This is a genomic window from Paractinoplanes tereljensis (genome assembly GCF_016862435.1).
GTDB classification, from domain to species: domain Bacteria; phylum Actinomycetota; class Actinomycetes; order Mycobacteriales; family Micromonosporaceae; genus Actinoplanes; species Actinoplanes tereljensis.
Genome location: NZ_BOMY01000031.1, coordinates 26936 through 51223 on the forward strand (window position 1 = coordinate 26936; position 24288 = coordinate 51223).

General features: G+C 70.1%; 19 protein-coding genes. 8 read left to right on the top strand and 11 right to left on the bottom strand.

The features are described 5' to 3' along the window. Positions 1 to 22 precede the first annotated feature (22 nt). A complete protein-coding gene (locus tag Ate02nite_RS21735; protein WP_203808390.1) occupies positions 23 to 3301 on the bottom strand; it encodes a TIR domain-containing protein in 3279 nt (1092 codons plus the stop codon). 16 nt (positions 3302 to 3317) lie between these two features. Continuing rightward, positions 3318 to 4439 carry an acyl-CoA dehydrogenase family protein gene (locus Ate02nite_RS21740; protein ID WP_239147577.1) on the bottom strand — a complete coding sequence of 374 codons (1122 nt, stop codon included), beginning with the start codon at positions 4437 to 4439 and terminating at the stop codon, positions 3318 to 3320. Positions 4440 to 4513: 74 nt separating this feature from the next. On the opposite strand from Ate02nite_RS21740, the gene Ate02nite_RS21745 reads away from it, so the two are divergent. After that, positions 4514 to 5941 carry an aldehyde dehydrogenase family protein gene (locus Ate02nite_RS21745; protein WP_203808395.1) on the top strand — a complete coding sequence of 476 codons (1428 nt, stop codon included), beginning with the start codon at positions 4514 to 4516 and terminating at the stop codon, positions 5939 to 5941. Here the strand turns inward: Ate02nite_RS21745 and Ate02nite_RS21750 are convergent. After that, on the bottom strand, positions 5907 to 6545 hold the full coding sequence (locus tag Ate02nite_RS21750) for a GntR family transcriptional regulator (RefSeq protein WP_203808397.1): 639 nt from the start codon (positions 6543 to 6545) through the stop codon (positions 5907 to 5909). The two genes, Ate02nite_RS21745 and Ate02nite_RS21750, sit on opposite strands and share 35 nt — an antisense overlap. A gap of 46 nt (positions 6546 to 6591) precedes the next feature. Between Ate02nite_RS21750 and Ate02nite_RS21755 the strand changes: the two genes are divergently transcribed. The 3 genes from Ate02nite_RS21755 to lepB are packed head-to-tail and all read left to right on the top strand — an operon-like array spanning position 6592 to position 9051. Continuing rightward, on the top strand, positions 6592 to 7596 hold the full coding sequence (locus Ate02nite_RS21755) for an LLM class F420-dependent oxidoreductase (RefSeq protein ID WP_203808399.1): 1005 nt from the start codon (positions 6592 to 6594) through the stop codon (positions 7594 to 7596). Then, positions 7593 to 8486 carry an oxygenase MpaB family protein gene (locus Ate02nite_RS21760; RefSeq protein ID WP_203808401.1) on the top strand — a complete coding sequence of 298 codons (894 nt, stop codon included), beginning with the start codon at positions 7593 to 7595 and terminating at the stop codon, positions 8484 to 8486. Before Ate02nite_RS21755 ends, Ate02nite_RS21760 begins: the two co-directional genes overlap by 4 nt. Next, on the top strand, positions 8479 to 9051 hold the full coding sequence (gene lepB, locus Ate02nite_RS21765; protein ID WP_203808402.1) for a signal peptidase I: 573 nt from the start codon (positions 8479 to 8481) through the stop codon (positions 9049 to 9051). The genes Ate02nite_RS21760 and lepB overlap by 8 nt, the downstream gene beginning before the upstream one ends. Here lepB and Ate02nite_RS21770 read toward each other — a convergent pair. After that, complete coding sequence (locus Ate02nite_RS21770; RefSeq protein WP_203808404.1) at positions 9029 to 10027, bottom strand: Imm1 family immunity protein; 999 nt, start codon at positions 10025 to 10027, stop codon at positions 9029 to 9031. The two genes, lepB and Ate02nite_RS21770, sit on opposite strands and share 23 nt — an antisense overlap. Positions 10028 to 10085: 58 nt before the next feature. Here Ate02nite_RS21770 and Ate02nite_RS21775 point away from each other — a divergent pair, with 58 nt between their 5' ends. Next, the gene (locus Ate02nite_RS21775; protein WP_203808406.1) at positions 10086 to 11258 is read left to right on the top strand and encodes a hypothetical protein; all 1173 of its coding nucleotides are present in this window, start codon (positions 10086 to 10088) and stop codon (positions 11256 to 11258) included. 368 nt (positions 11259 to 11626) lie between these two features. Here Ate02nite_RS21775 and Ate02nite_RS21780 read toward each other — a convergent pair whose 3' ends face one another. The 5 genes from Ate02nite_RS21780 to Ate02nite_RS21800 all read right to left on the bottom strand — a co-directional run bounded on the left by Ate02nite_RS21780 (position 11627) and on the right by Ate02nite_RS21800 (position 17970). Continuing rightward, positions 11627 to 13447 (bottom strand): DUF6114 domain-containing protein, encoded by a 1821-nt coding sequence (locus Ate02nite_RS21780; protein ID WP_203808408.1) that lies wholly within the window; start codon positions 13445 to 13447, stop codon positions 11627 to 11629. After that, positions 13438 to 14043 carry a DUF6230 family protein gene (locus tag Ate02nite_RS21785; RefSeq protein ID WP_203808410.1) on the bottom strand — a complete coding sequence of 202 codons (606 nt, stop codon included), beginning with the start codon at positions 14041 to 14043 and terminating at the stop codon, positions 13438 to 13440. The genes Ate02nite_RS21780 and Ate02nite_RS21785 overlap by 10 nt, the downstream gene beginning before the upstream one ends. An 8-nt stretch (positions 14044 to 14051) precedes the next feature. Next, positions 14052 to 15848: an AMP-dependent synthetase/ligase gene (locus Ate02nite_RS21790; protein WP_203808411.1), complete on the bottom strand. Its 1797-nt coding sequence runs from the start codon at positions 15846 to 15848 to the stop codon at positions 14052 to 14054. A 15-nt stretch (positions 15849 to 15863) separates the two neighbouring features. Then, on the bottom strand, positions 15864 to 16676 hold the full coding sequence (locus Ate02nite_RS21795) for an oxygenase MpaB family protein (protein ID WP_203808413.1): 813 nt from the start codon (positions 16674 to 16676) through the stop codon (positions 15864 to 15866). A gap of 97 nt (positions 16677 to 16773) precedes the next feature. After that, complete coding sequence (locus tag Ate02nite_RS21800) at positions 16774 to 17970, bottom strand: TetR/AcrR family transcriptional regulator (RefSeq protein WP_239147578.1); 1197 nt, start codon at positions 17968 to 17970, stop codon at positions 16774 to 16776. 125 nt (positions 17971 to 18095) lie between these two features. On the opposite strand from Ate02nite_RS21800, the gene Ate02nite_RS21805 reads away from it, so the two are divergent. Genes Ate02nite_RS21805 through Ate02nite_RS21815 form a run of 3 tightly spaced genes read left to right on the top strand, consistent with a single transcriptional unit; the run spans position 18096 to position 21966 of the window. Next, on the top strand, positions 18096 to 19313 hold the full coding sequence (locus tag Ate02nite_RS21805) for an acetyl-CoA C-acetyltransferase (RefSeq protein ID WP_203808415.1): 1218 nt from the start codon (positions 18096 to 18098) through the stop codon (positions 19311 to 19313). Beyond that, on the top strand, positions 19310 to 21409 hold the full coding sequence (locus Ate02nite_RS21810) for a 3-hydroxyacyl-CoA dehydrogenase NAD-binding domain-containing protein (RefSeq protein ID WP_203808417.1): 2100 nt from the start codon (positions 19310 to 19312) through the stop codon (positions 21407 to 21409). Before Ate02nite_RS21805 ends, Ate02nite_RS21810 begins: the two co-directional genes overlap by 4 nt. Before the next feature lie 53 nt (positions 21410 to 21462). Then, the gene (locus tag Ate02nite_RS21815; protein ID WP_203808419.1) at positions 21463 to 21966 is read left to right on the top strand and encodes a ribonuclease FAU-1 family protein; all 504 of its coding nucleotides are present in this window, start codon (positions 21463 to 21465) and stop codon (positions 21964 to 21966) included. Here the strand turns inward: Ate02nite_RS21815 and Ate02nite_RS21820 are convergent. Together Ate02nite_RS21820 and Ate02nite_RS21825 are read right to left on the bottom strand one after the other, a co-directional pair. After that, positions 21941 to 22687, bottom strand: coding sequence for a maleylpyruvate isomerase N-terminal domain-containing protein (locus tag Ate02nite_RS21820; RefSeq protein WP_307873287.1), 747 nt, complete (start codon positions 22685 to 22687; stop codon positions 21941 to 21943). The two genes, Ate02nite_RS21815 and Ate02nite_RS21820, sit on opposite strands and share 26 nt — an antisense overlap. A 36-nt stretch (positions 22688 to 22723) precedes the next feature. After that, on the bottom strand, positions 22724 to 23845 hold the full coding sequence (locus tag Ate02nite_RS21825) for an epoxide hydrolase family protein (RefSeq protein WP_239147579.1): 1122 nt from the start codon (positions 23843 to 23845) through the stop codon (positions 22724 to 22726). Positions 23846 to 24288 lie beyond the last annotated feature (443 nt).

Below are 24288 nucleotides of genomic sequence, written 5' to 3' on the forward strand. Positions count from 1 at the left end.
CATGACATCCCCGACACGGTGTTTACCACTCGCCCGGGGTGTCGTCCGAGACCGACGCATGTACCCGGAACAGCGCGTCCACCAGGCCACCGCGAACCTTACCGGCGATCTCCGGCAACTCCAGCGTGGCCACAATCTTGGAGCACGTCGACGTATCGCCGGGTAGGCCGCCGATGCCCCTGGTGGCCGCGTACCGCACGATCGAGGATTGGTGGCCGAGAAGCCGGCAACAGAGGTTCCAGGCCTCCGAGGTGCTGACCCGGAGTCTGCCGAGAGCGAACAGGGCGCTTGTTGCCACCGTCACCGCATCATCATCGTCATCGGTCAGAGTGTCGGAAATGAACGATTCGAGGGCTCGTGCCAGGTGGCTGGCCGCGTGGCGTCGCCACTCCGGCGCCGGCTGCGTGCATTCAACCAGCGTATTGATCGCACCGACCCGCCGGGCGAGCGACGTATCCGAGAGCGAGATGAACTCGAGATACTCGATATCCGACCGTTTCAGGCCCGACAACCGGGCCGAAGCGGCGAGGACCCACGGCAGCGTGTCGCGGGATCTGTCCTCGGCCAAGCTCGCCAAACGCTCGACGACGGCGGGGAAGCGGGTGGCGAACCTGCCGAGGTAGACCTCGGCCCAGCCACACAGGATCGGCGCCTCATTCGCAAGAGTGGTCAGCATCGCTTCGACCACCTCGGGATCACCGCCGCCGAGCCGGTTCAGGGCGTAGGCCGGCCAGCTCCGGGCATCCGCCGAGGTGTCGCGATCGAGAAGCATGCGGACCAGCCTGGTGCGGACTTCGGGCAGGTTATCGCCCAGCCAGCCGAGGCCTGTCGCCGCGACTCCGCGTCGGCATTCGGAGCTTGCCGGGTAGTCAATCCACTCGATGAAGAGTGCGCGAAGCCGTGCTCGTGGCTCACCGGCTCCCGCGAAGGCAGCGGCCGTTTCCGCCATCGTGTAGGGCAGCCGGAAGTACGGACCGCCGTCCTTCTCATTCTCTTTCTGGGTGATTCGGTGAGGAATCGAGTCGACCAACCTCGCGATCGGGCCAGGACTGCGGTCGGCATCGTCATGGAAATCGTGAAGGGCGTTGGCCGCCTCGTCGGCCGTCGGCACGTCACCGGACACAACCAGGTCGATGAGGGCATCCCGGGCTGAGTCCCGATCGCCGACGAGGGCCTCCGCGCGCAACCGCCAGACCAGCGACGAATGTCGGCCGCTGCGGTCCAGGTATCGGCGGGCGACGTCGATCACCGGGGTGCTCCGCCAGCTACGAAACACCTGGGCGGCCGCCGTCGGCACATTGTCCCCGAACTCGTTTCGGTCCAGGACGAACAGGTCGATGACCGGCTCGACGATGCGGCCGATCAGTTCGTCGTCCAGTCCGGTCAGCAGCGACGGGCTCTCACCCAGGATCTCGCCCGCGAAAAGGTGGTCGCGGCGGAGCCAGTCCTCGTAGGGGCTGCCGGCGTCGAGGATGTGCGCCACGGTCCGCCGGGCCTGGTCGCCGCGTTGCATGCTGACGGCCAGTAGGTTGACGTTGCGCCATTCCGCGCTGTGGATGCCGTGCTCGGTCAGATGGTCGAGGACCGACCGGGCGTTGATCGCACACGCGGCGAGATGTTCCTGCAGGGCCCGGTGGCCGAAGGCGAACTGACCCGGTCCGGACTCGACGAGCAGCCCGGCCCGGCCGACCGCGTAGCGCAGGAGATCGCGGGCCGCCCAGCGAGCCCGCCCGGGATCCATGGTCGCGGTCAGCGCCGTCGTCAGTTCGTACTCCAGCGTGGCCGACTCGACGACCGACGTGCTGCCGGGCTGCAGGAGTCCCGCGTGGATGCGGTAGGCGACCGTCTCCAGGGCCTGCCGGATCTCGCCGCGGTCGAGCTGGCCCGGTCGTTCGGCGGGCACGATGCCGCGGTCGCTGTCCCAGTCGTTGAGCAGCATCTCGACGGCGATGTCGTAGAGCGCGTGGCGCTCCCGCGGGAGCCGGTCGATGGTTCCGCGTTCGACGATGATGCGCGCGATGATCGACAGCAGGAGCGGGCTCTCGGCGAGTGCCGATATCCGGGAGTCCTTCATGATGCGCTTGGCCAGCCGCTCGGTGCTCTCGCCCGGGCCGATGGCGCCGGCCAGGAACTGCTTGACCTGGTCGGTGGAGAACGGCGCCAGTTCGAAGTGTTCGAAGCTCGCGGCCAGCGGGCGCGGGTCGTAACCGACGATTCGGGAGCTGACCACGATCGTCGCGTTCGGGTAGCGGTCGGCGAACAGGTCGACCTTGGCCAGCAACTCCTTGCGCTTGCTGACACTCGGTGCCTCGTCCACGCCGTCGACGAGCAGCAGGCCCCGGCCGGACCGGAAGATCTCGTCGAAGAACTCGCGGTCGAGCTCCAGGTCGAACCACCGCTGCACGTCGCCGACCGCCTCGGCGGTCAGGCTGGAACCGTGCAGCGCGAGGTCCCGGACCCGGAGGAGCACCGGGGTCAGAGCCGCCGCGGGTTCCGCCAGGCTGGTTCCGGCGTGCGCCCGCGTGATCATGTTCAGCAGCGTGGTCTTGCCGCACCCAGGCCCGCCCAGCACGACGATGCGGCGCGGTTTCACCCCGTACAGCAGGCTTTCGGTGTTGTATCTCGCCCGGTCCTTGACCGCGCGTCGCACCTGTTGCGCGACGCCCGGAGTCAGCCGGTCGGTCGCCGGTGGTTCGGTGTGGAAGGGCAACAGGTCCGGGATGACCACGGCGCCGGCGGACAGGGCGGTCTCGGCGCGCCGCCGCTGGCCCCGGGTGTAATCCTCGATCGTCGTGTCCGGCCGGGCGGCCGCCCCGTTGCGCCGGCGCCAACCGGTGTGCCGCTCGACGTCGTGCGTGACGGCGTCGACCTGCCAGCGCCACCCGGCATGGCTCAGCGTGCGGGACTGCCGGTCGGCAATGCCGGAAACGGCGTCCGGAAGTGCGGCTTTCGGTGGCAGGTCGGCGCCACCGAGAAGTACCGGAATCACCAGCTTGCCGGGCTCGTCCAGGGCGAGTTGCATTTCCTGGCGAACCCAGTCCGTTTCGGAGTCGATCCGCCGCCGGCTCCATTCGTCGGTCGATTTCAACCACTCCGGGCCGATCAGGACCAGGACGACCGGTGCGGCCGTGACCTCATCGCGCAGCCGGGACGGCCACTCGGAGCCGCCCGGCAGCGAGATGTCGAGAAAGACGCGATCCGCGCCGAAGGTGTCGGTCAAATGCTGGAACAACGCACGGGCATCGCCCGCGGAGTGTTCCCGTCGATAGGAGAGGAAAATCCGGCCAGAACCCGACGGCACTCCGTCATTCTAGGCGTTACAGGCCGTACGTCTTGCCGATGATGTCGCGTTGGATCTCGCTGGTGCCGCCGTAGACCGTGGACACCAGGGCGGCCCGGACGTGGCGTTCCATGTCGTACTCCGTCGCGTAGCCGTAGCCGCCCATCATCTGCATGCCGGCCAGGGCCACCTCGCGGGCCACCTCGGTGGTCTTCAGCTTCACCATCGAGCTCTCCCGCGGCAGGACCCGGGACGGGTCGCGGTCGACCAGTTCGGCGGTGCGGTAGACCAGCAGCTTGCAGCACTCGATCTCGGTGGCCAGGTCGGCGATGCGGTGCCGCAGGGCCTGGAAACTGCCGATCGGGCGGCCGAACTGCTTGCGTTCCTTCACATAGCCCAGCGTGTCGTCGAAGGCGCGCCGGGCGGTGCCCAGCATCAGCGCGGCCAGGATGAGCCGTTCCAGGTTGAGGCCGGCCATCAGCTGCTTCCAGCCCTCGCCGACCACTCCGACGACGGCATCCGACGGCACGAAGCAGTCGGTGAAGTAGAGGTCGTTGACCTCCTTGCCGCCCATCGTGTCGATGCCGCTGATCCGCAGTCCGGGCGTGTCGGCCGGCACCATGAACATGGTCAGCCCGGCGTGCTCGCCGGGAACGCCGCCGGTGCGCGCGACCAGCAGGATCGCGTCGGCGAAGTGGGCGTTGGAGCACCAGGTCTTCTGCCCGTTGATCACGTAGCCGCCGTCCGGGCCGGGAACCGCCCGGCAGGAGAGGGCCGCGACGTCCGATCCGGCCTCCGGCTCGGACATGGCAATCGAGAAGGTACGGCCGGTGGCGGTACCGCCGACGATGGCCTTCTGCTGGTCGGCGGAGCCGAAGCGGCTGATCGCGCCGGCCACGATGGACGAGGTGGCGAACCCGCCGATCGGGGCCAGCCCGTAGGCGGTGTGCTCGAGGAACAGGCACATGTCGACCGCGCTGCTCTCGATCACCTCCAGCCAGCCGAGGTCGGCCATCTTCTGGTACAGGCCCTGGTGGTGCTTGTGCAGGCCGTTCTCGGTGAGGGCGTCGCGCTGGGCCCGGGTGCCGGTCTCGCGCTTGCAGAAGTCGTCGATGGCCGCCGCGAAAGCGCGCTGCTCGTCGGTCAAATCAAGATCCACGTCAATCCCTCCACGGGGCTGTACTTGGGATTGACGCGACCGTAACATATCAAATATCAAATCTTGGAGGTGCCATGGAAGCCGTCTCCAGAGCTCGAGAAGCCGCCAGCTGGTGGGCCGGGCTGAGCTTCCGCGAGCGACGCGATCATCTGTTGAACTGGAAACGAGTCATCGCCGCCCGATCCGACGAGCTGGGCGACGTCATACACGAAGAGACCGGCAAGCCGGTCGGCGATGCCCTGCTCGAAATCATGCTGGCTGTCGAGCACCTGGACTGGGCCGCCCGCAACGCGCCCCGGGTCCTGAAACGCCGCCGGGTCCGGTCGGGGCTGCTCGCCGCCGACCAGGGCGCGGCTGTCGAATACCGGCCGCTCGGCGTGATCGGCGTGATCGGCCCGTGGAACTATCCGGTCTACACGCCGCTCGGCTCGATCTCCTACGCCCTCGCGGCCGGCAACGCGGTGGTGTTCAAGCCGAGCGAGCACACTCCACGGACGGGGGAGTGGCTGGCCGCGGCGTGGGCCGCTATCTCTGCGAAGCCGGTCCTGCAGGTGATCACCGGCGACGGCGCGGTCGGCGCGCAGCTGGTCGCGGCGGGCGTCGACAAGATCGCGTTCACCGGGTCGGCGGCGACCGGCCGCAGGGTGATGGCCGCCTGCGCGGAGACCCTCACCCCGGTGGTGATCGAGGGCGGAGGCAAGGACGCGATGATCGTCGCGGCCGACGCCGATCTCGACGCCGCCGCCAAGGCGGCGGCCTTCGGTGGGTTCGGCAACGCGGGCCAGACCTGCGCCGGAGTCGAGAGGGTGTACGTCGAACGCGCCGTCTACCCGGAGTTCCTGGCCAAGCTGGCCGCGATCGCCGAGAGCGTCGAGCCGAGCGAGGACGGCCCCTACGGCCGGATGACCGTCGCCACCCAGGTCGACATCGTCCGCAACCACGTCGACGACGCTCTCGCCAAGGGCGGCAGGGCGGTGGTCGGCGGCCCGGAATCGATCAAGCCGCCGTACGTCTTCCCGGTCGTTCTCGCCGAGGTCCCCGAGGACAGCACCGCGGTGACCGAGGAAACCTTCGGCCCGACCGTCGTGGTCAACCCGGTCTCGTCGCTGGACGAGGCGGTGAGCCTGGCCAACGCGTCCCGCTACGGCCTGGCCGCGTCGATCTTCTCGTCCGACCGCGGCAACTCCCTGAAGATCGCTCGGCGGCTCCGCACCGGCGCTGCCTCGATCAACTCGGTGCTGGGCTTCGCCGGCGTGCCCGCGCTGCCCTTCGGCGGAGTGGGCGACTCCGGCTTCGGCCGGGTCCACGGCGCCGACGGGCTACGGGAGTTCAGCCGGCCTCAGTCGGTCACGTGGCGTCGCCTCAAGGCGCCGATGGACGTGATGAGCCTGACCCGGGATCCGGCGGTGCTTGACCGTGCAATCCGGATCTTCCGGCTGCGCCACGCTAGGGGAGCTGCCAACAGTGCTAGCTCCAAATGGCCTGGTCATCCAGGTGCTTGATCAGCAGGTCGGCGCCGTCCGTGAAGTGTCGGGTCATCACGGCACGGGCGGCGTCGGGGTCACGCGCGGTGAACGCGGCCAGCAACAGCTCGTGGTCCTGCTTCATGCTGCCGCGCCACCGGGCGTCCGACGAGTAGAAGCGAACCGGTGTGTACCGGGTCGCCGTGTGCAGGAACCAGCTCAGCTTCCGGGCCTCGGCGATCCGGTTGATCGTCCGGTGGAAGCCGAACTCGAGCCGCTCCACCTCCTCGGCCGGCTTGGCTCGCTGCAGGGCCTTGTCGGCGACGACCAGCTCGTCGAGCTGCCCGTCGGTGATCGCCACCGCGACCCGGGCGGCCAGCTCCCCGGCGATGTCACCCTGCAGCTGGAACAGGTCGTGCACGTCCTGCTTGGACAGCGGCGATACGACGTACCCCTTGCGGGGTTGAAGTTCGACCATGTCCTCGCCGCGCAGCGTCAGCAGCGCCTCGCGCACCGGCGTGATGCTCACGCCGAGCTGCGCGGCGATCTCCTCGAGGCGGACCCGGGCGCCGGGCCGCAGCTCGCCGGACATGATCCGCGCGCGCAGCGCGGAGGCAACTTCGTCGGAGAGCTGGGGTCGCATAAGTCGGCACAGTATCAAATATCAAATCAAACCGGAGGTGCGTGAGATGCGGCTGGGCACATCACTGATGTACGCGGGGGATCCGCGCTCGGCCGCCGACCAGGTGGCCGGCTGGGAGGAGGCGGGCCTCGACATCGTCTGGGTCTCCGAGGCGTACGGCTTCGACGCCCCGACCATCATGGGCTATCTGGCGGCCCGCACGTCACGGGTCGAGATCGGGTCGGCGATCCTGCCGCTCTACTCGCGGACCCCCGCGCTGCTCGCGCAGACCGCGGCCGGCCTGGACGCGATGTCCGGCGGCCGGGCCATCCTGGGACTCGGCGCCTCCGGGCCGCAGGTCATCGAGGGTTGGCACGGCGTCCGCTACGACAAGCCGGTGACCCGCACCCGGGAGACGATCGAGATCTGCCGGGCGGCCTGGCGGCGCGAGGTGCTGATTCACGACGGCGAATACCAGTTGCCGCTGCCCGGCGGTCTCGGCAAACCACTGAAGATGCTCACCCACCCGGTCCGGGACCGCATTCCGATTTACGTGGCCGCGCTCGGTGAGGCCAACGTGCGGATGACGGCCGAGGTCGCCGACGGGTGGATGCCCTTCATGTACGTACCGGAGAAGGCCTTTGATGTTTGGGGGTCGGCTCTTTCGGCCCGAAGCGACGAGCTGCCGCCGCTCGAGATCGTGGCCGGCGGGATGCTCGCGATCGGCGATGACGTCACCGAGCTGCGCGATCTCGGGCGTCCGCTGATCGCGCTCTACGTCGGCGGGATGGGCGCTCGCGGCCGCAATTTCTATCACGACCTGGTCAGCCGATATGGATATGCCGCCGAGGCCGACAAGATCCAGGAGTTGTACCTGTCCGGCCGCAAGGCGGAGGCGGCCGCCGCGGTCCCCGCCGAACTGCTGGAACGCACCAGCCTGATCGGCCCGGAATCGTACGTCCGGGACCGCATCGCCGCCTTCCGGGAATCCGGCGTGACCGTGCTCAACGTGACCCCGATCGGCGACGACTCGGTCCGCCTGATCGCCACCGTGAAGGAGATGCTCGGATGACCCGCCGCTACGACCTGCTGCAGCGCATCGCCGGGCTCGACCCGGAGCGCGACCACCTGGAGATCTACCAGATCTCGGCCGGCCGGGAATTCCCCTGGGATTACACCCGGGCGCTGGAGTTCGCGCTGTTCCGCACGTACTGCGTGCCGAGCATCTCGAAACTGCTGGCGGCCACCGGCGAATTCGCGAAACGGCCGCAGAAACGGTACGACGACACCGCCCTGCTGATGGCCGAGATCGCCGCCCATGGATACGACTCACCGCGCGGCCGGGAAGCCCTCAAGGTGGTCAACCGGGCCCACGGCCGGTACGCGATCAGTAACGACGACATGCTCTACGTGCTGTCCACGTTCGTCTATGACCCGATCGAGTGGCTGGCCCTTTACGGCTGGCGGCCGCTTCATCTCAACGAGAAGCTCGCGGCGTTTCACTACTACCGCGAGGTCGGCCGCCGGATGGGCATCCGGTCGGTGCCGGCGACGTTCGAGGAATTCGCCGACTTCAAACGGGACTACGAAGCCCAGCATTTCGTCTACACGGACACCAACCGCCAGGTCGGCGAATACACGGTCGGCCTCTTCGCCGCGTGGTTCCCGTCGTTCCTGCGCCCGGCCGTACGCCTCGGCGTACGCGGAATGCTCGACGAACCGATGTTGCGCGCCTTCGGCTTCGACCCGGCCCCGCGCTGGGTCGGCGCATGCGGCGCCGCCGGGCTGAAAGCCCGGGCCGGCGCCCTCCGCTTCTTCCCGCCCCGGCGCACCAGCGTCCTGGGAGTGTCCAAGCACAACCGCACCTACCCCGGCTATCCGCAGGGTTATCAGCCGGCCGACCTGGGCGCCCCGGAGCCGCCGGCCGACCTGCCGGCCGAGCACCTGCGTCGCAGTGCGTGACCGGCTGCGCGGCGTTTTCCTCGCGACCGGCCTGATCCTGCTGGTCGGCGGGGCCGGCCTGTTCCTGCTCCGCTACCGCGTGTACCAGGTTCCGACCACGTCGATGACGCCGGCGATCGAGCCGGCCGACCGCATCGTGGTGGACACCTGGTCCCGCGACGCGCGTTCCGGCGACGTCGTGCTGATCGCCGGCAACGGCGTTGACCTGGTGAAACGCGTCGCCGCCACGGCCGGCGACGTGGTGTCCTGCTGCGATGCGGCCGGACACCTGCAAACCGGCGGGGTTGCGCTGAGCCTTCCCCCGTCTGGCGACGACCCTTTTTCGGTACGGGTACCAGCCGGCCAGTTGTTCCTGCTCGGCGACAACCTGCCGACCTCGGTGGACTCCCGGGCGACCGGCCCGGACGCCACCTCTTCGGTCCTAGGACGGGTGGTCGCCCTGGCGTACCCGGCTCGTCTCTTCCCGGACCGCGCGGCCGGAACGCTGCGCCTGGTTTGCGGGACCGGCCTGCTGGGCCTGGTTCTGGTGTTGTTGTCCCCGCTCATGCCCAGCCGGCGCACCTGACCGCGGCCGTCGCGTCCCAGCTCGCCTGGTCCGCCGGGTAGTGGGTCTCGCGGAGGCGGGCCGCCTCCTCGGCGTCGCGCATCTCGGTGGCCACCGCCCAGTCCCCGGACTTCAGCACCGCCGTGTGGCACATCGACCAGAACGAGCAGGTGCTGTACTCGATCACGTCGAACTGCGCTTCCGGTTCCTCCCGCGGCCAGGCGACGGCCAGCGCGGTGCCCACCGCCGTCATCCGGGCGTAAAGAAAGCCGGCGTCGTCCGGCCCCTCGCCCGGTTCCGGCTGGTACTCGTCGAACCGCCGCAGCACCCGGGTCGCCGCGTCCAGCGAGCGACGCAGCCCATGCCCGCGCACCTCACAGATCTCGGCCATCTCGGCCACGAACGAACAGCCCGCCGCCTCGAGAATCGGCAGCATGCGGCGCACCCGGTTGGCCCCGAGCACCCGCAGCTTGGCCTGATCAGGCACGATCGCCCGCCGAAGCGGCTCGGTGACGGTGCCGTGATGCCGCTCCTCGTTCCGGTCCTGCCGCTCGCCGTTCATCCCACCGGGCACCCAGGACACACCGCCGGGCCGCTCGCCGGTCCGCGCCCGGCAGAATTCCTCGACCGCAGCCCGGATCCGCGCGACCGGCAGCGTGCTCTCCGGATGAAAGCCGAACGGCCCACCCGAATTCGACAGCACGAACGGATCAAACCCCGGCGGTTCCGGGTTGTCGGACACCCAGCACCCGTCCCCACCCAGCCAGATAAGCCCGCCGTACCCACTGAACGAGTTCACCCCGACCTGCAGGTAGTTGCGCGGCCGGTCGCCACCGGTCATCGGCTCCGCACTGACCGACAGCGCCGCCGACCCACCGATGCCAAACCCGGGAAACCAGTGCTCCTGCTCCTGCATGATCCGATCGATGAGTGCGGCCGTATCCGCCCAGCTCCCCGGGTGATACCAGTCGCCATCGATCAGAACGTTCATCTGCATGGCGATCATGATGGCCGGAACCGCGCGCCGCCACCGCCCCGCCTGCCATGATCCATTCATGTCGACGTTGCGGCAGATCTGGGTCGATCCGGGGATGGGCTTCCCGGACCGGCCGTGGGGAGAGCACCCCGACGAAGACGCGTTCGCGCGCAGCGCCAACGCGGTGTTCGAGCTTTACACCGAAGCGGTGCGCCCCGCGAAGATCCAGACTCGGCACAGCGAACTCCGCATCGTCGCCTGGCACGACGGCGACCGCGACGACGTCCTGGTCACCGTGCATCCCGAGCTGGTCGAGGGCTTCGAGATGGGCGTGGTCTCGCTCCCGCCCGGGATCGCCGGCCTGACCCCGCAGTCCCGCGCCGAGCTGGTCCTCGAGGTGCTGCACGCGGCGGCGAGCCGGCTGGGCCAGGACCGCGGCTGGGATCAGTCCGCACTGGACGCGGCCCGCGCGCACGCCCTGGCGGCCGGCCTCCACTTCCGCCGGACCGGACCGGCCAGAACGAGCCCCGACCGGCGGCACGTGGCCGAGCCGACCTACGCGATCTACCCGGACGGCTACGGCCGCGTCGTCGTGCACGTCCGCCGCCGTTCCGACAACGCGGTCGTCGCGGTCTCGCCGCTCGCCGCCGTCGGCGGATTCACCCGGGCGTTCGACTGCGAACTGCGGTGGCGCAGCCGAACCGTGGTCGAGTTCCAGCCCGGCAGTGGCCTGGCAATCAGCCCCACCGGGACGACCGTGCAAGGCAACGACCGTCCCGATCCGGTTCGGGTCGACCTCGGCGATCCGGCCACCTTCGGCGACCCCACCGGTCTTCCGGCTGTCGCGTACGACGCTGACGCCGGAACGACCATCCCTGGCATCCGCGTGCTGACCTATGCCGAGAAGGGCTCGCGCCTGACGGTCCTCGGCGGCTGGCATGCTCCAGGCCTGCCCGAGCAGTACGTGGCCGTCCGGGACGATCTCCTCGCCCAACTGGCCGGCCCAGAGTGGCAGACGTGGTGGGCGGCCTCGGGCGTCCGGGAACTGGAGATCTCCTACCGGTCCGACACGACCACCGCCGGGATCAGCGCCCGCCTCGTCCACGACGAACTCCGCGCGACCATCCGCCGGCCGCCCGAGACGTTCCCCCGCGACCGGGATCCGGCGGCGGTGGCCCGCGCCGACGTCGAGTCGCTGCTGCTGACCGTGCGACGTCGCACGGACCTGGGCGAGCATCCGCCGCTGCACTGACGCTCCGGACGTGCCGCGGCCCGCCGCCAAGCGGGCTGACTGCATCTCGGCGCAGGCGATCCCGACCTTGGCGAGCTCCGGTTAGGAGCGAGCAGGAACTCGCCAAGGTCGGCGCCTCCTTCGAATTCCGGGCAGGCAGCACGCATCGTGGCTCGAGTCCCGCATTCCGGGAGTCAGGTCCACCCTGTGAATGGGCCCGCCCGGAAAACCCGACATGCCGCACATATCTACGCCCAGGTGGCGCAGCCCAGCGCGAACTTGTCGAATTGCCTACCCGCCCGTTGACCTACCGTTCCAAGATCTCGCAGTTCCGGCGTGGAGCGAGTCCCGGCCTGCCGACTGACGCCCTTGACGAGGGCACCGACAGGTCACGATCGGGCTGAGCTGGTGGCGCTGATGTCGGCGGAGAGGTTGCTGCCTCGGACTGTGCCGGCGCGGATGAAAACCTGGCCGGCCTTGACGTTGTCGCCGGAGAAGAGCGGCAGGCTGATCTGCAAGGGTAGCCAGGTGGGGATCAGGTCGGCGGTGATCTCGATGGGCAGCAGCGGGATGTTCAGGTACGGCACGGTGATCAGGCCGCCCAGGTGGGTGGCGTAGATGTCGACGTCGTCGATGTCCAGGTCGATGCCGAGGTCGAGCTTCGGGCCCGGGTCGGTGGTGATGACCCGATAGTTGTCGGCCTTCAGGTTGTCGGCGTGGAAGATCAGCGACTTGATCGTGCCGCCGGTGGCGGTGGGCAGGTTGACCGTTCCCTTGAACGTGAACCCGGTCGCGAACAGCCGGTCCGCGCTGACCGTGGGCACGTTCGCCCCGTACCGGATGTCGGTGATGTCGCCCGGCGCGGCCATGGCCGGCGGCGGGGTGAGCCCGGCGGCGCTGGGGGAGACGCCCGGAGTGGGGGTCGCCGACCCGGTTGCGCCGGGCGTTGCCGTGCCGCTCGCGGTTGGCCCGGCGGTGCCGGAGGTGGTCGGCGGGTCGGAGATAGTCGGCAGGCCGGCGGTGGGGGTAGGCGGCGGTTGGGGGTCGGCCGGGTTCTGCGGGGCTGGCGTCGGGCTGGGCGTGACCGTTCCGCCGGCCGTGGGGGACGGCGTCGCCGACGGGTTGGGGCAGATCAGCCACAGCCATTCCGGAATCCACCAGGGCCGAGTCGCCCCGGGCACCGGCACGCACGTGGCCGCGGCCGCCGGCGCCTCGCCCGGCACCGTTAGGCCGGCCAACGTTGGGTCACCTAACGTTCGGCCGCCGAACGTTAGTCCAACGAACGTTCGGTCGGCGAACGTTCGTGCTGCCAACGTTTGATCGGCTAACGTTAGTCCGGCTAACGTTCGGTCGGCTAACGTTCGGTCGGCTAACGTTCGTGCCGCCAACGTTTGGTCGGCGAACGTTTGGTGGGGTAACGCCAGGGCGCCGAGCAGCATCGGGATCAGGACGAACGCGTTGGTTCGGCGAAACCAGTCCGACCACACCGGCCAGTGCGAGCGGTTACCCGGATCCGGATCCGATGCGGCGTGGCGCGCGGCGCGTTCGCTCGGCGAGAGCGGCGAGAGCGGCGAGAGCGGCGAGAGCGGCGAGAGCGGCGAGAGCGGCGGCAGCGGCTCGGTTACCCGGGTGGGCAGGTCGTCGACGTCGTGTTCCGGGAGTTCGACTATCAGCGTTGGCGGGCGGTGTGGGCGCCAGCCGAAAGCCATCGCCGAGCCCAGCAACGCCAGCAGCGCGCCGAAGCCCAGCCCGCCCATGTTGCTGGTGACGACCGAGACCAGGGCGCACACCGTGCTCACGATGGCGACGAAAGCGCGCTGGGCCGGCATGAACCAGAAGAACAAGCCGGCCGCGACCAGGATCAGACCGATCGCGAAGCCGGAGATCGCGGCGGTTCCGACGTGGATCATGATGGGCAGCGGGGCCAGCGGGACCGACAGGATGGTCGCGCCGCCCGCGATCGTCAGGGCGCCGCCCCAGAACGGGCGGGAGCGGCGCCAGCGCCGGAAGGCCCGGCGCGGCCGGCGAGCGGGCAACCGCTCATCCAGCCGGGCCACGGCGGCGGAGAGCCGGGTCGCGGCGGCGGAGAGCCGGGTCGCGGCGGCGGAGAGCCGGGTCGCGGCGGCGGAAAGCCGGGTCGCGGCGGCGGAAAGCCGCGCCGCCGCGACCGAACGACGGGCCGCCGCGGTCGAACGCGGGCTCAGAAACATTCGTGCACGCCGGCGGTGACGCTGACGTCGAGGCCGCCGGAGAGCTTGATCGTGCCCCCGTTGGCCGACCAGGCGGTGCTGCGCACGTCCTCGGTGGACAGTGAGCCGGCCTGCACCCCGAAGCGGCCCTTCGGACCGGACACGCCGGGCACCCGGTTGAGGGTGGAGGCGTCCCGGCCGGCCTCCACATCGGTCACCACGCCGTTGCCGCCGAGCAGGGCGTCCGCGTCGGCGACCACGTTGGTGCCGGTGATCGGCTCGGTCTTGCCACCGAGCACCTTGAGCGAGATCTTGCCGACCACCGGAACCGAGACGACGGCCGAGGTGCAGACGTCACGCATGCTGGCCTTGCCCACGCCGGCCAGCATCACCGGGTGCTGTTTGCCGTCGACGCTGGCCGCGGTGTCCAGGTAGGCCGCCACGTCGGTGCCTTCCACGTGCGCGGCCGTGACCTTGAACGATTGGCCGGAGACGCCGAACGAGGCGGCCAGGGCACCCTCGGCGATGGCCACGGTGAGGCCGCCGAGGGCAAGGAGAGCGGGGATGAACAGGACCGCGGAACGGCCCCAGTGCGTGCGCCCTTCAACTGGCGACATGGAGGCCCCTAGGAATAGAGAGAGCTGATGGTGTCCGCGTACCGTTCGGCCACGACGCGGCGGCGCAACTTCAGGGTCGGGGTCAGTTCGCCGGTCTCCGGCGTCCAGGCGGTGGGCAGCACCCGGAAGGTCTTCACCTGTTCCGGCCGGGCGAGTTTCTCGTTGGCCGCCTCGACCGCCGCGGTGATCTCGGCGAGCAGGTCGGGGTGGTCGGCGAGGTCGCCGACGGATTCAAAAACCAGACCACGACGACCAGCCCAGAGGGGTACGGACTCGTCGTCCAGAACAATCAGCGCCGTCACGTACGGGCGGCGGTCGCCGATCGCCACGGCCTGCGCGATCAGTGGGTGGGCGCGCAGCAGGTTCTCGATCTGGGCGGGGGAGATGTTCTTCCCGCTGGAGTTGATGATCAGTTCTTTCTTGCGGTCGGTGATGGTGAGGTATTCGTCGGCGTCGAGGGTGCCGACGTCGCCGGTGGCGAGCCAGCCGTCGGCGTCGACGATCGGTTCCACCCCACCGCCGGGGCTCAGATAGCCGGCCGCGACCAGCGGTCCGCGTACCAGGATCTCGCCGTCCTCCGCGAGCTTGACCTCCATGCCCGGATTCACGCGACCGACCGTGCCCGTACGGAAATGGTCGGGGGTGTTGATCGTGGCTGTTCCGGTGGTTTCGGTCATGCCCCAGACCTCGAGCACGTCCACCCCGATGCTGGCCAGGTAGAGCAGCACCTCGACCGGGATCGGGGCGGCGCCGCTGCCGGCCCACAGCATGTTGTCGAGGCCGAGTTTGGCCCGCAGCGGGCGCAGCACCTGGGCGTCCAGGGCGGCGTGCCGGATCTGCAGCTCGGTCGGCACCGGTTGCTCGTCGCCACGCAGCTTGTAGACCTCGAGGGCGGCGGCCCGGGCGGCCTCGACGGCGGCCCGCACCGGCGGTTCGGCCGCGGCCAGCTGGGCCTGGATGCCGGCGACCATTTTTTCCCAGATGCGCGGCACCCCGAAGAACGACACCGGCCGCACGGTGACGAGACCGGCGACGAGCATGGTCGGGTCGGGGCAGATGGTGACGTGCCCGGCCCGGTAGATCGGGTTGTAGATGCCCAGCATCCGCTCGGCGATGTGCGCGAGCGGCAGGTAGGCCAGCGACGGCGTGTGATCGGGCGTGGTCACGGTGGCTTCGAGCACCACCGACTGGTAGATCACGTTGCCGTGGGTGAGCACCACACCCTTCGGGTCGCCGGTGGTGCCGGACGTGTAGAGCAGCGTGACCGCCTGCTCCGGGCGTACCTCCTGCCAGGTCTTTTCGAAGGCCGCCGGGTCGGCCTCGTGCGCGGCCCGGCCGCGCGCCTCGACCTCGTCGAGCGAGGGCCCGACCACCAAGATCCGCGGTGGTGCGGCCAGGCCGTCGACGATTGCTTCCCAGCGCGTACGGGCGGAATCGTCCTCAACCACAACGATCTTCGCCTCGCTGTGCCGGGCCAGGTAGCGCAGCTGGTCGGTGGAGAGCGTCGCGTACACAGTGGACGGCACCGCGCCCAGGTGCACCGCGGCCAGGTCGACCAGCCAGTGCTCGGGCCGGCCGGACATCATGATCAGCATCCGGTCGCCGGAGCCCAGGCCCAGCTCGGCCAGGCCGCGGGACAGGGCGGCGATCCGGTCGCGCAGTTCGCGCCAGGTGAGGGTGCCGTCGCGGCCGAGGACGCTCAGCGCGGGCCGGTCCCCGAATTCGGTGGCGTTGCGGTTCAGCAGTACGGGAATGGTCAGCCCACGCGCGGTGTCGGCACACCGCTGGGCGACGGAGGGAGCCATATGTGTCGTCCTCCTTCAGCCGTCGGCCGCGAGCGGGTTGCGGCGCCGGGCGAATCGCTTGCGGAGATCTTTGAGGTAGTAGTCCTTCAACCCGGCCCGCAGCTTGAGCGGCAGGTGGGGGTACACGACGGCGGAGGCGCTGAGGCTTCCGTCGAACAGGCGTTGCTGAAGTGGTGACCAGGAGTAGCGGTAGCCGGCCCGGATCGGCGCGGGCAGCAGCCCGATGGTGAGGAACCGGTTGACCGGCTTGCCCGGCCGCAGCGCGAGCGGCAGGTTCTTCGGCCACATCAGGGCGTCGCCGATGGCCTTGCCCTCCGGGCTGACCCGCAGCGTGTTGATCATGTGGGTCCAGTACCGCTCGAACGTCGCCCGGTCGGCCGGCCAGGCCTCCTCCGGGCACCCGATCGAGGTGGCCAGCACGCTGTACTGCTGGTAGCACTCGTCCAGCTCGGCCGGCGGCAGCGGCCGGACTATCCGCTGGTAGAGCACCACCGCGGTCTCGTACAGCGTGGCGTTGACCCACACCTGCAGGTCGGGGTCGTCGGCGTAGTAGCCGGGACCGGTGACCTTGCGGTGCATGGCGACGACGGCGCGACTGATCGTGCGCGCCTCCTCGCGGGTGCCGAACAGCACCCCGTAGACGTAGCTCATCGTGGTGCGCAGGCGGTCGAGTGGGCGCTCGGCGAAGTTGCTGTGGTCGTACACCCCCTGGGCGACCTCGGGGTGTGCGACCTGAAGCAGCGTCGCCCGTCCGCCCCCGGCGAGCAGTAGACCCTCCCGGGCCACCCGCCGGATGACCGCGGCGTCGTCGAACAGGCCGTCATCCATGCGAAGAACGTAAACGACGATTAACTTGTTGGGAACAGTCGCGCGCTCATGACGCGATTTTCTCCGCTATTTGCCAGGGAAAACTTGCGAAGCGAAATTAACTTAGGCCGAGCACGGTGGTCATCAGCCGCACCAGATGCCGGTCCATCCCGGTGCCCCGGTCGAAGCGCACCCAGCGACTCAGGTCGGTGACCAGGTTGATCGCCGCGTGCACCAGCACCCGCACCTCGGGGGTCGGCAGGTCGGGCCGCACCGCGCCGAGCAGCCGCACCCACTCCTCGACGTGCAGGCGCTGCACCTTGCGCAGCTCGTGCCGGTCGGACTCGGGCAGGTTGTTGTTCTCCGCCAGGTAGACCGAGACCAGGTCGCTGCGCTCGAAGGTCAGATCGACGTAGGACTCGATCATGCGGTGCAGCGCCTCGACGTCGTTCGTCGCGCCGGCCAGCGCCGTGGCGGTGGCCTCGCTGACCCGCTCCGACGCCCGGTAGAACGCGGCCGCGAGCAGGTTGGCCTTGCCCGGGAAGTAGCGGTAGACGCTCGACGCGTTGATGCCGGCGGCCGCGCCGATGTCCTCGATGTTGACGGCGTGGTAGCCGTGCTCCCGGAAGAGCTGGATCGACTCGGCCAGCACGATCTCCCGGCGCGAGCCGGAGCGCAGGCCGGGGTCGGCCGCCCGGCGGGCCGGCGCCACGGCCGGGGTGGGCGGCTCGTCGTGCAGTACGGCGTAGGCGGCCTGACGCAGGGCCTGCTCGGCGCGGGTCTTGGCGATCGCGGCCCGGTGCGTGCCGAGGCTGCCGAAGATGCTGAGCGCGGCCCGGGCCAGGGCCGCCGCGTCGGCCGGGGTCAGCGCCGGGCGGGCCGCCGACAGCGGCGTGGCCAGCCGCCGCAGCAGGGTGGTCAGGTCATCGCCGAACTCGGCGCGGTGCTCAGGCGTGAGGTAGCGCCACTCCCACTGGTAGAGGCCGGAGGTGTCCCGATGGGTGGTGGCCAGCCGGGCGAGAGCCTCGAGCTGGTCCTCGAGGGTCGCCCAGCCGTCCTCCTCGGGCGGCCGGGAGGTGGCGGTCAGCGCGGAGTCGACAAGCCCGCGGGTGGCGAAAACCAGGATCGCGTACTTATTTTCGAAGTGGCGGTAGACCGCCGGGGCGCTGATGCCGACCGCCGCGGCGATCTCCTCCAGGCCGACGCCGTGGTAACCGCGCGCGCAGAACAGCTCGGCCGCGACCTGGGCGATCTGGGCCTTGCGGTCCTTCGGTCGTTTCCGGCCGCCGGACACGTCGACGGTGGGGCTGCGCACCGGGCCCAGGGTACTCCCTCGGTTAGGTGTGATTCACCCGTGGCATCTGTTGATTTCCTTGACACTGAGGCGAAACACGCGAAAAAGTTAACGGCGATTCGCTTTTTCTCGACGGGAGACAGGTTGTGGCTACCGAGGCGTTCATCTACGACGCCCTGCGTACGCCCCGGGGACGGGGCAAGCGAACCGGCTCGCTGTACGGCACCAAGCCGGTCTCGCTGGTCGTGGGACTGATCGACGAACTTCGTAAGCGTGAGCCCGGGCTCGACCCGGCCGAGATCGACGACCTGGTGCTCGGGGTGGTCTCCCCGATCGGCGAGCAGGGCGCCGACATCGCCAAGACCGCGGCCCTCGCCGCCGGCCTGCCCGAGACGGTGGCGGGCGTACAGCTGAATCGCTTCTGTGGTTCCGGCCTGGAAGCGGTCAACATCGCCGGCCAGAAGGTCCGCTCCGGCTGGGAAGACCTGGTGCTCGCGGGCGGCGTCGAGTCGATGTCGCGGGTGCCGATGGGTTCCGACGGCGGCGCCTGGGCGCTCGACCCGGAGACCAACCTGACCACCGGGTTCGTCCCGCAGGGCATCGGCGCCGACCTGATCGCCACGATGGACGGCTTCAGCCGGGAGGACGTCGACGCCTGGGCGGTGCGCTCGCAGCAGCGGGCCGCCGCGGCCTGGGCCAACGGTTACTTCGGCAGGTCGGTCGTGCCGGTGGTCGACCGCAACGGCCTGGTCATCCTCGACCGCGACGAGCACATCCGGGCCGACAGCACGGTCGAGAGCCTCGGCACGCTGCCCGCCTCGTTTGCCAAGATCGGTGACCAGGGCGGCTTCGACGCGGTGGCGCTGCAGAAATACCACTGGGTCGAGCGCATCGAGCACGTCCACCACGCCGGCAACTCGTCCGGCATCGTGGACGGTGCCGCGCTCGTGCTGGTCGGCTCGGCCGACGCCGGGGTGCGCAACGGGCTCACCCCGCGCGCCCGGATCGTGTCCACCGCGCTCAGCGGGGCCGACCCGACCATCATGCTGACCGGCCCGGCCCCGGCCTCGCGCAAGGCGCTGGTCAAGGCCGGTCTCACCGTCGACGACCTCGACCTGGTCGAGATCAACGAGGCGTTCGCGGCGGTCGTGCTGCACTACATCGACGACATGAAGCTCGACCCCGACATCGTGAACGTCAACGGCGGCGCGATCGCGATGGGCCACCCGCTCGGCGCGACCGGCGCCATGATCCTCGGCACCCTGGTCGACGAGCTGGAACGCCGGGGCGGCCGCTACGGCCTGGCCACCCTCTGCATCGGCGGCGGCATGGGCATCGCGACGGTTATCGAGAGGCTGTCATGATCAACTACGACCGGGCGGCCGACGGCATCGTCACGCTCACCCTGGACGACCCGTCGCGCGGCGCCAACACCATGAACGCGGCGTACGTCGACAGCATGGAAGCGACCGTCACCCGCCTCGAAGCCGAACGCGGCGAGATCACCGGCGTGATCATCACGTCGGCGAAGAAATCCTGGTTCGCCGGCGGCGACCTCGACTCGCTCCGGGCCATCGGTCCGGCTGACGGTCAGGCCGCCTTCGACCAGGCCAACCGGGTCAAGGGGCAGCTTCGCCGCCTCGAGACCCTGGGCCGGCCGGTGGTGGCGGCGCTCAACGGCTCGGCTCTGGGTGGCGGCCTGGAGCTCGCGCTGGCGTGCCACCACCGGATCGCGCTGGACAACCCGCGCCTCGAGGTCGGCCTGCCGGAGGTCACCCTCGGCCTGCTGCCGGCGGGCGGGGGAGTGGTCCGGACGGTACGGCTGCTCGGGCTCGCGACCGCACTGACCAAGGTGCTGCTCGGCACCCGCCATAAGGTTGCCGCCGCCCTTTCACTGGGCTTGATCGACTCCGTTGTTGCGACCCCATCCGCGTTGCTCGACGCGGCCCGCGCCTGGATTCTGGACAATTCGGACGCTGCCCAGCCGTGGGACAAGCCGGGTTACAAGATCCCCGGCGGCTCGCCGTCCACTCCCGCCCTCGCCGCGCAGTTGCCGGCCTTCCCGGCCAACCTGCGCAAGCAGCTCAAGGGCGCGCCCTACCCGGCCCCGCGCAACATCCTCTGCGCCGCCGTCGAGGGCGCCCAGGTCGACGTGGACACCGCGTTCGTCATCGAGAGCCGGTACTTCGTCGACCTGGCCACCGGCCAGACCGTCAAGAACATGATCAAGGCTTTCTTCTACGACCTCAACGAGGTCAACCGACGCGACGTGGGGGCGGTCCCGCCGATCACCAAGGTTGCGGTGCTGGGCGCCGGAATGATGGGGGCTGCCATCGCGTACGTCTGCGCCCGCTCTGGTCTTGATGTTGTCTTGCGCGACGTGACCCTGGAGGGGGCGCAACGCGGCAAGGCGTACGCCGAAAAGCTTGTCGCCAAGGGCCGGGGGAAGGCCGATCTGCTCGACCGGATCACGCCGACCGCGGAGATCGCCGATCTGGCCGGCGCCGATCTGGTGATCGAGGCGGTCTTCGAGGACGTCGGCCTCAAGCACAAGGTCTTCGCCGAGATCGAGGGCGTGGTGGCGCCGCACGCGCTGCTCTGCTCCAACACCTCGACGCTGCCGATCACCCTGCTGGCCGAGGGGGTGAACCGGCAGGCCGACTTCATCGGCCTGCACTTCTTCTCGCCGGTCGACAAGATGCCGCTGGTCGAGGTGATCCCCGGCGAGAAGACCAGCGACGAGACCCGGCGCCGGGCCCTCGACGTGGTGCAGCGCCTGCGCAAGACCCCGATCGTGGTCAACGACAGCCGCGGCTTCTTCACCAGCCGGGTGATCGGCACGTTCACCAACGAGGGCATCGCGATGCTCGGCGAGGGCGTGCCACCGGCCAGCATCGAACAGGCCAGCAGCCAGGCCGGATATCCCGCGCCGGTGCTGGCGTTGATGGACGAGCTGACCCTGACCCTGCCCCGCAAGATCCGCGAGGAGACCCGCGCGGCCGCGGGCGAGAGCTGGGTGCCGCATCCGGCGGATGCGGTCGTCGACCGCATGATCGACGAATTCGGTCGTCCGGGCCGTTCCTCCGGCGCCGGCTTCTACGAGTACGCCGAGGGAAAGCGCACCCGCCTCTGGCCCGGCCTGGCGGCGTTCGCCCGCCCGGACGTCCAGGTGCCGTTCGAGGACCTCAAGGAACGGTTGCTGTTCAGCGAGGCCCTCGAGAGCGTGAAATGCCTGGACGAGGGCGTGCTCACCTCGGTGGCCGAGGCCAACATCGGCTCGATCCTGGGCATCGGTTACCCCGGCTGGACCGGCGGCGTCCTGCAGTACATCAACGGTTACCCGGGCGGCCTGCCGGCCTTCGTGTCCCGGGCCCGCGAACTGGCCGCCCGCTACGGCGACCGCTTCACCCCGCCCCCGCTGCTGCTCCGCAAGGCCGACGAGGGAACCGAGTTCCTCTGATCGACCGACGCCCGCCCGGCGGTCCCACCGGGCGGGCGTTCTAGGGTGCTGGGGTGACCCGACTGTGGAAAATCAAGCGGCCCGGCGGCGTCTACTGGTTCGATTTCCAGCCGGTCTCCTCCGATGAGGAGGGTGTCTGGCTGTCGGGGCCGGTCGGGTCGCCGTGGGGTGCGCCGCATGACACGGGCACCCTGCCGGTGCCCGTGCTGGTGTGGCTGGTGCCGGGCCGTCCGTGGGCGGCGTGGTGGGTCGACGATCCGGCCGACCGGCGGCTCGAGATCGACATCTGCCTGCCGCCCGAGGCCACCGACGACGGCTGGCGCTACATCGATCTGGAACTGGACCCGATGCTGCACGAGCGGGACGGGCGGGTCGAGATCGAGGACTGGGACGAGTACGAGGAGTCGTGCCGCGAGGGCTGGATGAGCCCCCAGGACGCCGAACTCGCCCAGGTCGCCGCGGAAAGCTGCGCCGAGGTGCTCCGGCAGGGGACCGAGCCGTGGCTGCGGCTCGGATGGGAGTTGCTGCGGGCTACTCCTCCGGGTCCCAGTCGATGAGCTGGTCGAAGATCTGGCCGTCGCCCGAGACCTCCAGGGAGTCGACCGGGATCCGCAGGTAGAGGGCCAGAACCAGGTCACTGGCCGTGCCCCGGAGAGAAGCGTCGGCCGGGCCGGCGTCCGGGCTCGCCACCCGCACGCCGTCGGCGGCGAGCCACAGGCGCCAGGAGCGGCCCTCGGTGGCGTGGTAGTCGACGACGGCGGGCTTGTGCGGCCACGCGTACGGCCCCGCGCAGCAGGTCGCCAGGAACTCGTCGACGCCGTCGAGCGCCACCTCGGTCGGCAGCGGCTCCGAGCCGAGCTGGGCGTCGTAGGTGTGCACCGCGACCTCCTGCAGCCGGTGCCGGGCGACGGCGCCGCTGGTCGACGGGGACTGCGACTCCGCCCACCAGGTCCAGCAGCCGCGATCCGGGCCGGCCGCCCGCACCGCGCTCAGCAGTTGCTGGGTGGACTCGAACAACCAGGCCAGCAGGGCTTGGCGGCCCGGGGGCGCGGCCGGGACACGCTCCGGAGTGGTTTTGGCCGAGGCCGGCCCGGCGGCGACGATCGCGGCCCAGGTGCGCTGGCCCTCGCCCAGGTGTCGCGCCAGATCGAACAGCGTCCACCCGGGGCAGGTCGGCACCGGCGCGTCGAGGCTGGGCGCGGCGGCGAGCGCGGCGCGGAAAGCCCCCGACCGCTCGTCGATCAACCGGATCAGGTCGGAGAACTCCAGAGTTGGCACCCCGGGTGTCTACCATCGGCCGGTGGCCGGCGGAAGCTAATAACGGTACGGGCGAAAGAATTCGCGCAGCTCCTCGGCGTACGCGCCGGGTTGTTCGAAGGGCGCGAAGTGCCCGCCGCGGGGATGTTCCGTCACCCGCACGGTGTTGGCCATCCGGTCGAGCCAGGCCCGGGGCGGCCGCACCAGATCGGCGGGGAACAGCGAGAAGCCGGACGGCACCTCGACCCGGCGGGCGTGCTGGGCGGGCGGAATGGCGCCGTTCACCCGGTACATCCGCATCGCCGAACCGATCGTGCCGGTCAGCCAGTAGATGGTGACGTTGGTGAGGATCTCGTCGCGGCTGAAGGCGTCGCGGTCGCTCCACGCGCGCATCTTCTCCACGATCCAGGCGAGCAGTCCGGCCGGCGAGTCGTTGAGGCCGACGGCGGCGGTCTGCGGCTTGGTGCGGTGCATGGCGGCGTAGGCACCCTCGTCCGCCCCCCACCGCGCGGCGACGTCGAGGAACTCCCGTTCCTCGGGTGTGAGGTCGGCCCGGTCGCCGAAGTAGACCGGCAGTCCGGCGTCCATCCGGTGCACGGCGACGACCCGCTCGGGGTGGTCGAGGGCGAGGTAGCGGCTGACCCCGCTGCCGATGTCCCCACCGGCCGCGGCGAAGCGCTGGTAGCCGAGGTCGGCCATCAGCCCGGCCCACAGCCCGGCGACCGCGATCGAGTCCGGCGCGGTGCCGGTTGGCCGATCGGAGTAGCCGTACCCCGGCATGTCCGGCACGACCACGTCAAAGGCGTCCGCCGGGTCCCCGCCGTGCGCCCCCGGGTCGGTCAGCAGCGAAATGACCTTGGTGTACCGCCAGAACGAGTCCGGCCAGCCGTGACTGAGGATCAGCGGAAGCGCCGGCCCTTTGCCGCGGGCGTGCACGAAGTGAATGCCGAGCCCGCCGAGCGTCGTCCGGTAGCGAGGCAGCCGGTTGAGCGCCGCCTCCTGGGCCGCCCAGTCGAAGCCGTCGGCCCAGTAGGCCGCCAGCTCCCGCAGGTAGTCCACGTCAACACCCTGCGACCAGCCCGCGTCCTCGGGCGCGTCCGGCCACCGGGTAGCCCGCACCCGAGCCCGAAGATCATCAAGAACGGCAGGCTCAGTGCTCGTCTGAAACGACTCGATCACGCCCGAAACGGTACGGGACAACCAGCGCCGCCCTTGGCCCGGCGGGCCTGAGCGTCACCCCGCCGGGGTCGATCTTGCGGGTTTGGCGTGCGCAGCTGACAGGACCTTCACACCCTTGGCCCTGCGGGCCGCTGCGCTAACCCCGTCGGGGTCGATCTTGCGGAGTTGGCGTGTGCAACTGACAGGACCTTCACACCCTTGGCCCTGCGGGCCGCTGCGTTACCCCCGTCGGGGTCGATCTTGCGGAGTTGGCGTTTGCAGCTGACGGGAACTCCGCACCCTTTGCCGCATCCGCCCGGGCGCCGGGTTGCTGCAAGTGCCGCGGTGCGCGGCGCGATGGGCTGGCGTCTTGGGTCGGGCCCGCCCGGCGCGGGCGCGCGGAGGGTGGGTGTCGCCCAGCGAAACCGAGTGCCAGGGGACCGGTCCGACGGCGTACTGAAAAA

Bases quoted from the DNA above. Each gene is read 5' to 3' on its own strand.
- Ate02nite_RS21745 (WP_203808395.1), top strand. From the start codon at position 4,514: ATGGAAGCCGTCTCCAGAGCTCGAGAAGCCGCCAGCTGGTGGGCCGGG.
- Ate02nite_RS21750 (WP_203808397.1), bottom strand. From the start codon at position 6,545: ATGCGACCCCAGCTCTCCGACGAAGTTGCCTCCGCGCTGCGCGCGCGG.
- Ate02nite_RS21755 (WP_203808399.1), top strand. From the start codon at position 6,592: ATGCGGCTGGGCACATCACTGATGTACGCGGGGGATCCGCGCTCGGCC.
- Ate02nite_RS21760 (WP_203808401.1), top strand. From the start codon at position 7,593: ATGACCCGCCGCTACGACCTGCTGCAGCGCATCGCCGGGCTCGACCCG.
- Ate02nite_RS21770 (WP_203808404.1), bottom strand. From the start codon at position 10,027: ATGCAGATGAACGTTCTGATCGATGGCGACTGGTATCACCCGGGGAGC.
- Ate02nite_RS21775 (WP_203808406.1), top strand. From the start codon at position 10,086: ATGTCGACGTTGCGGCAGATCTGGGTCGATCCGGGGATGGGCTTCCCG.
- Ate02nite_RS21780 (WP_203808408.1), bottom strand. From the start codon at position 13,447: ATGTTTCTGAGCCCGCGTTCGACCGCGGCGGCCCGTCGTTCGGTCGCG.
- Ate02nite_RS21785 (WP_203808410.1), bottom strand. From the start codon at position 14,043: ATGTCGCCAGTTGAAGGGCGCACGCACTGGGGCCGTTCCGCGGTCCTG.
- Ate02nite_RS21790 (WP_203808411.1), bottom strand. From the start codon at position 15,848: ATGGCTCCCTCCGTCGCCCAGCGGTGTGCCGACACCGCGCGTGGGCTG.
- Ate02nite_RS21795 (WP_203808413.1), bottom strand. From the start codon at position 16,676: ATGGATGACGGCCTGTTCGACGACGCCGCGGTCATCCGGCGGGTGGCC.
- Ate02nite_RS21810 (WP_203808417.1), top strand. From the start codon at position 19,310: ATGATCAACTACGACCGGGCGGCCGACGGCATCGTCACGCTCACCCTG.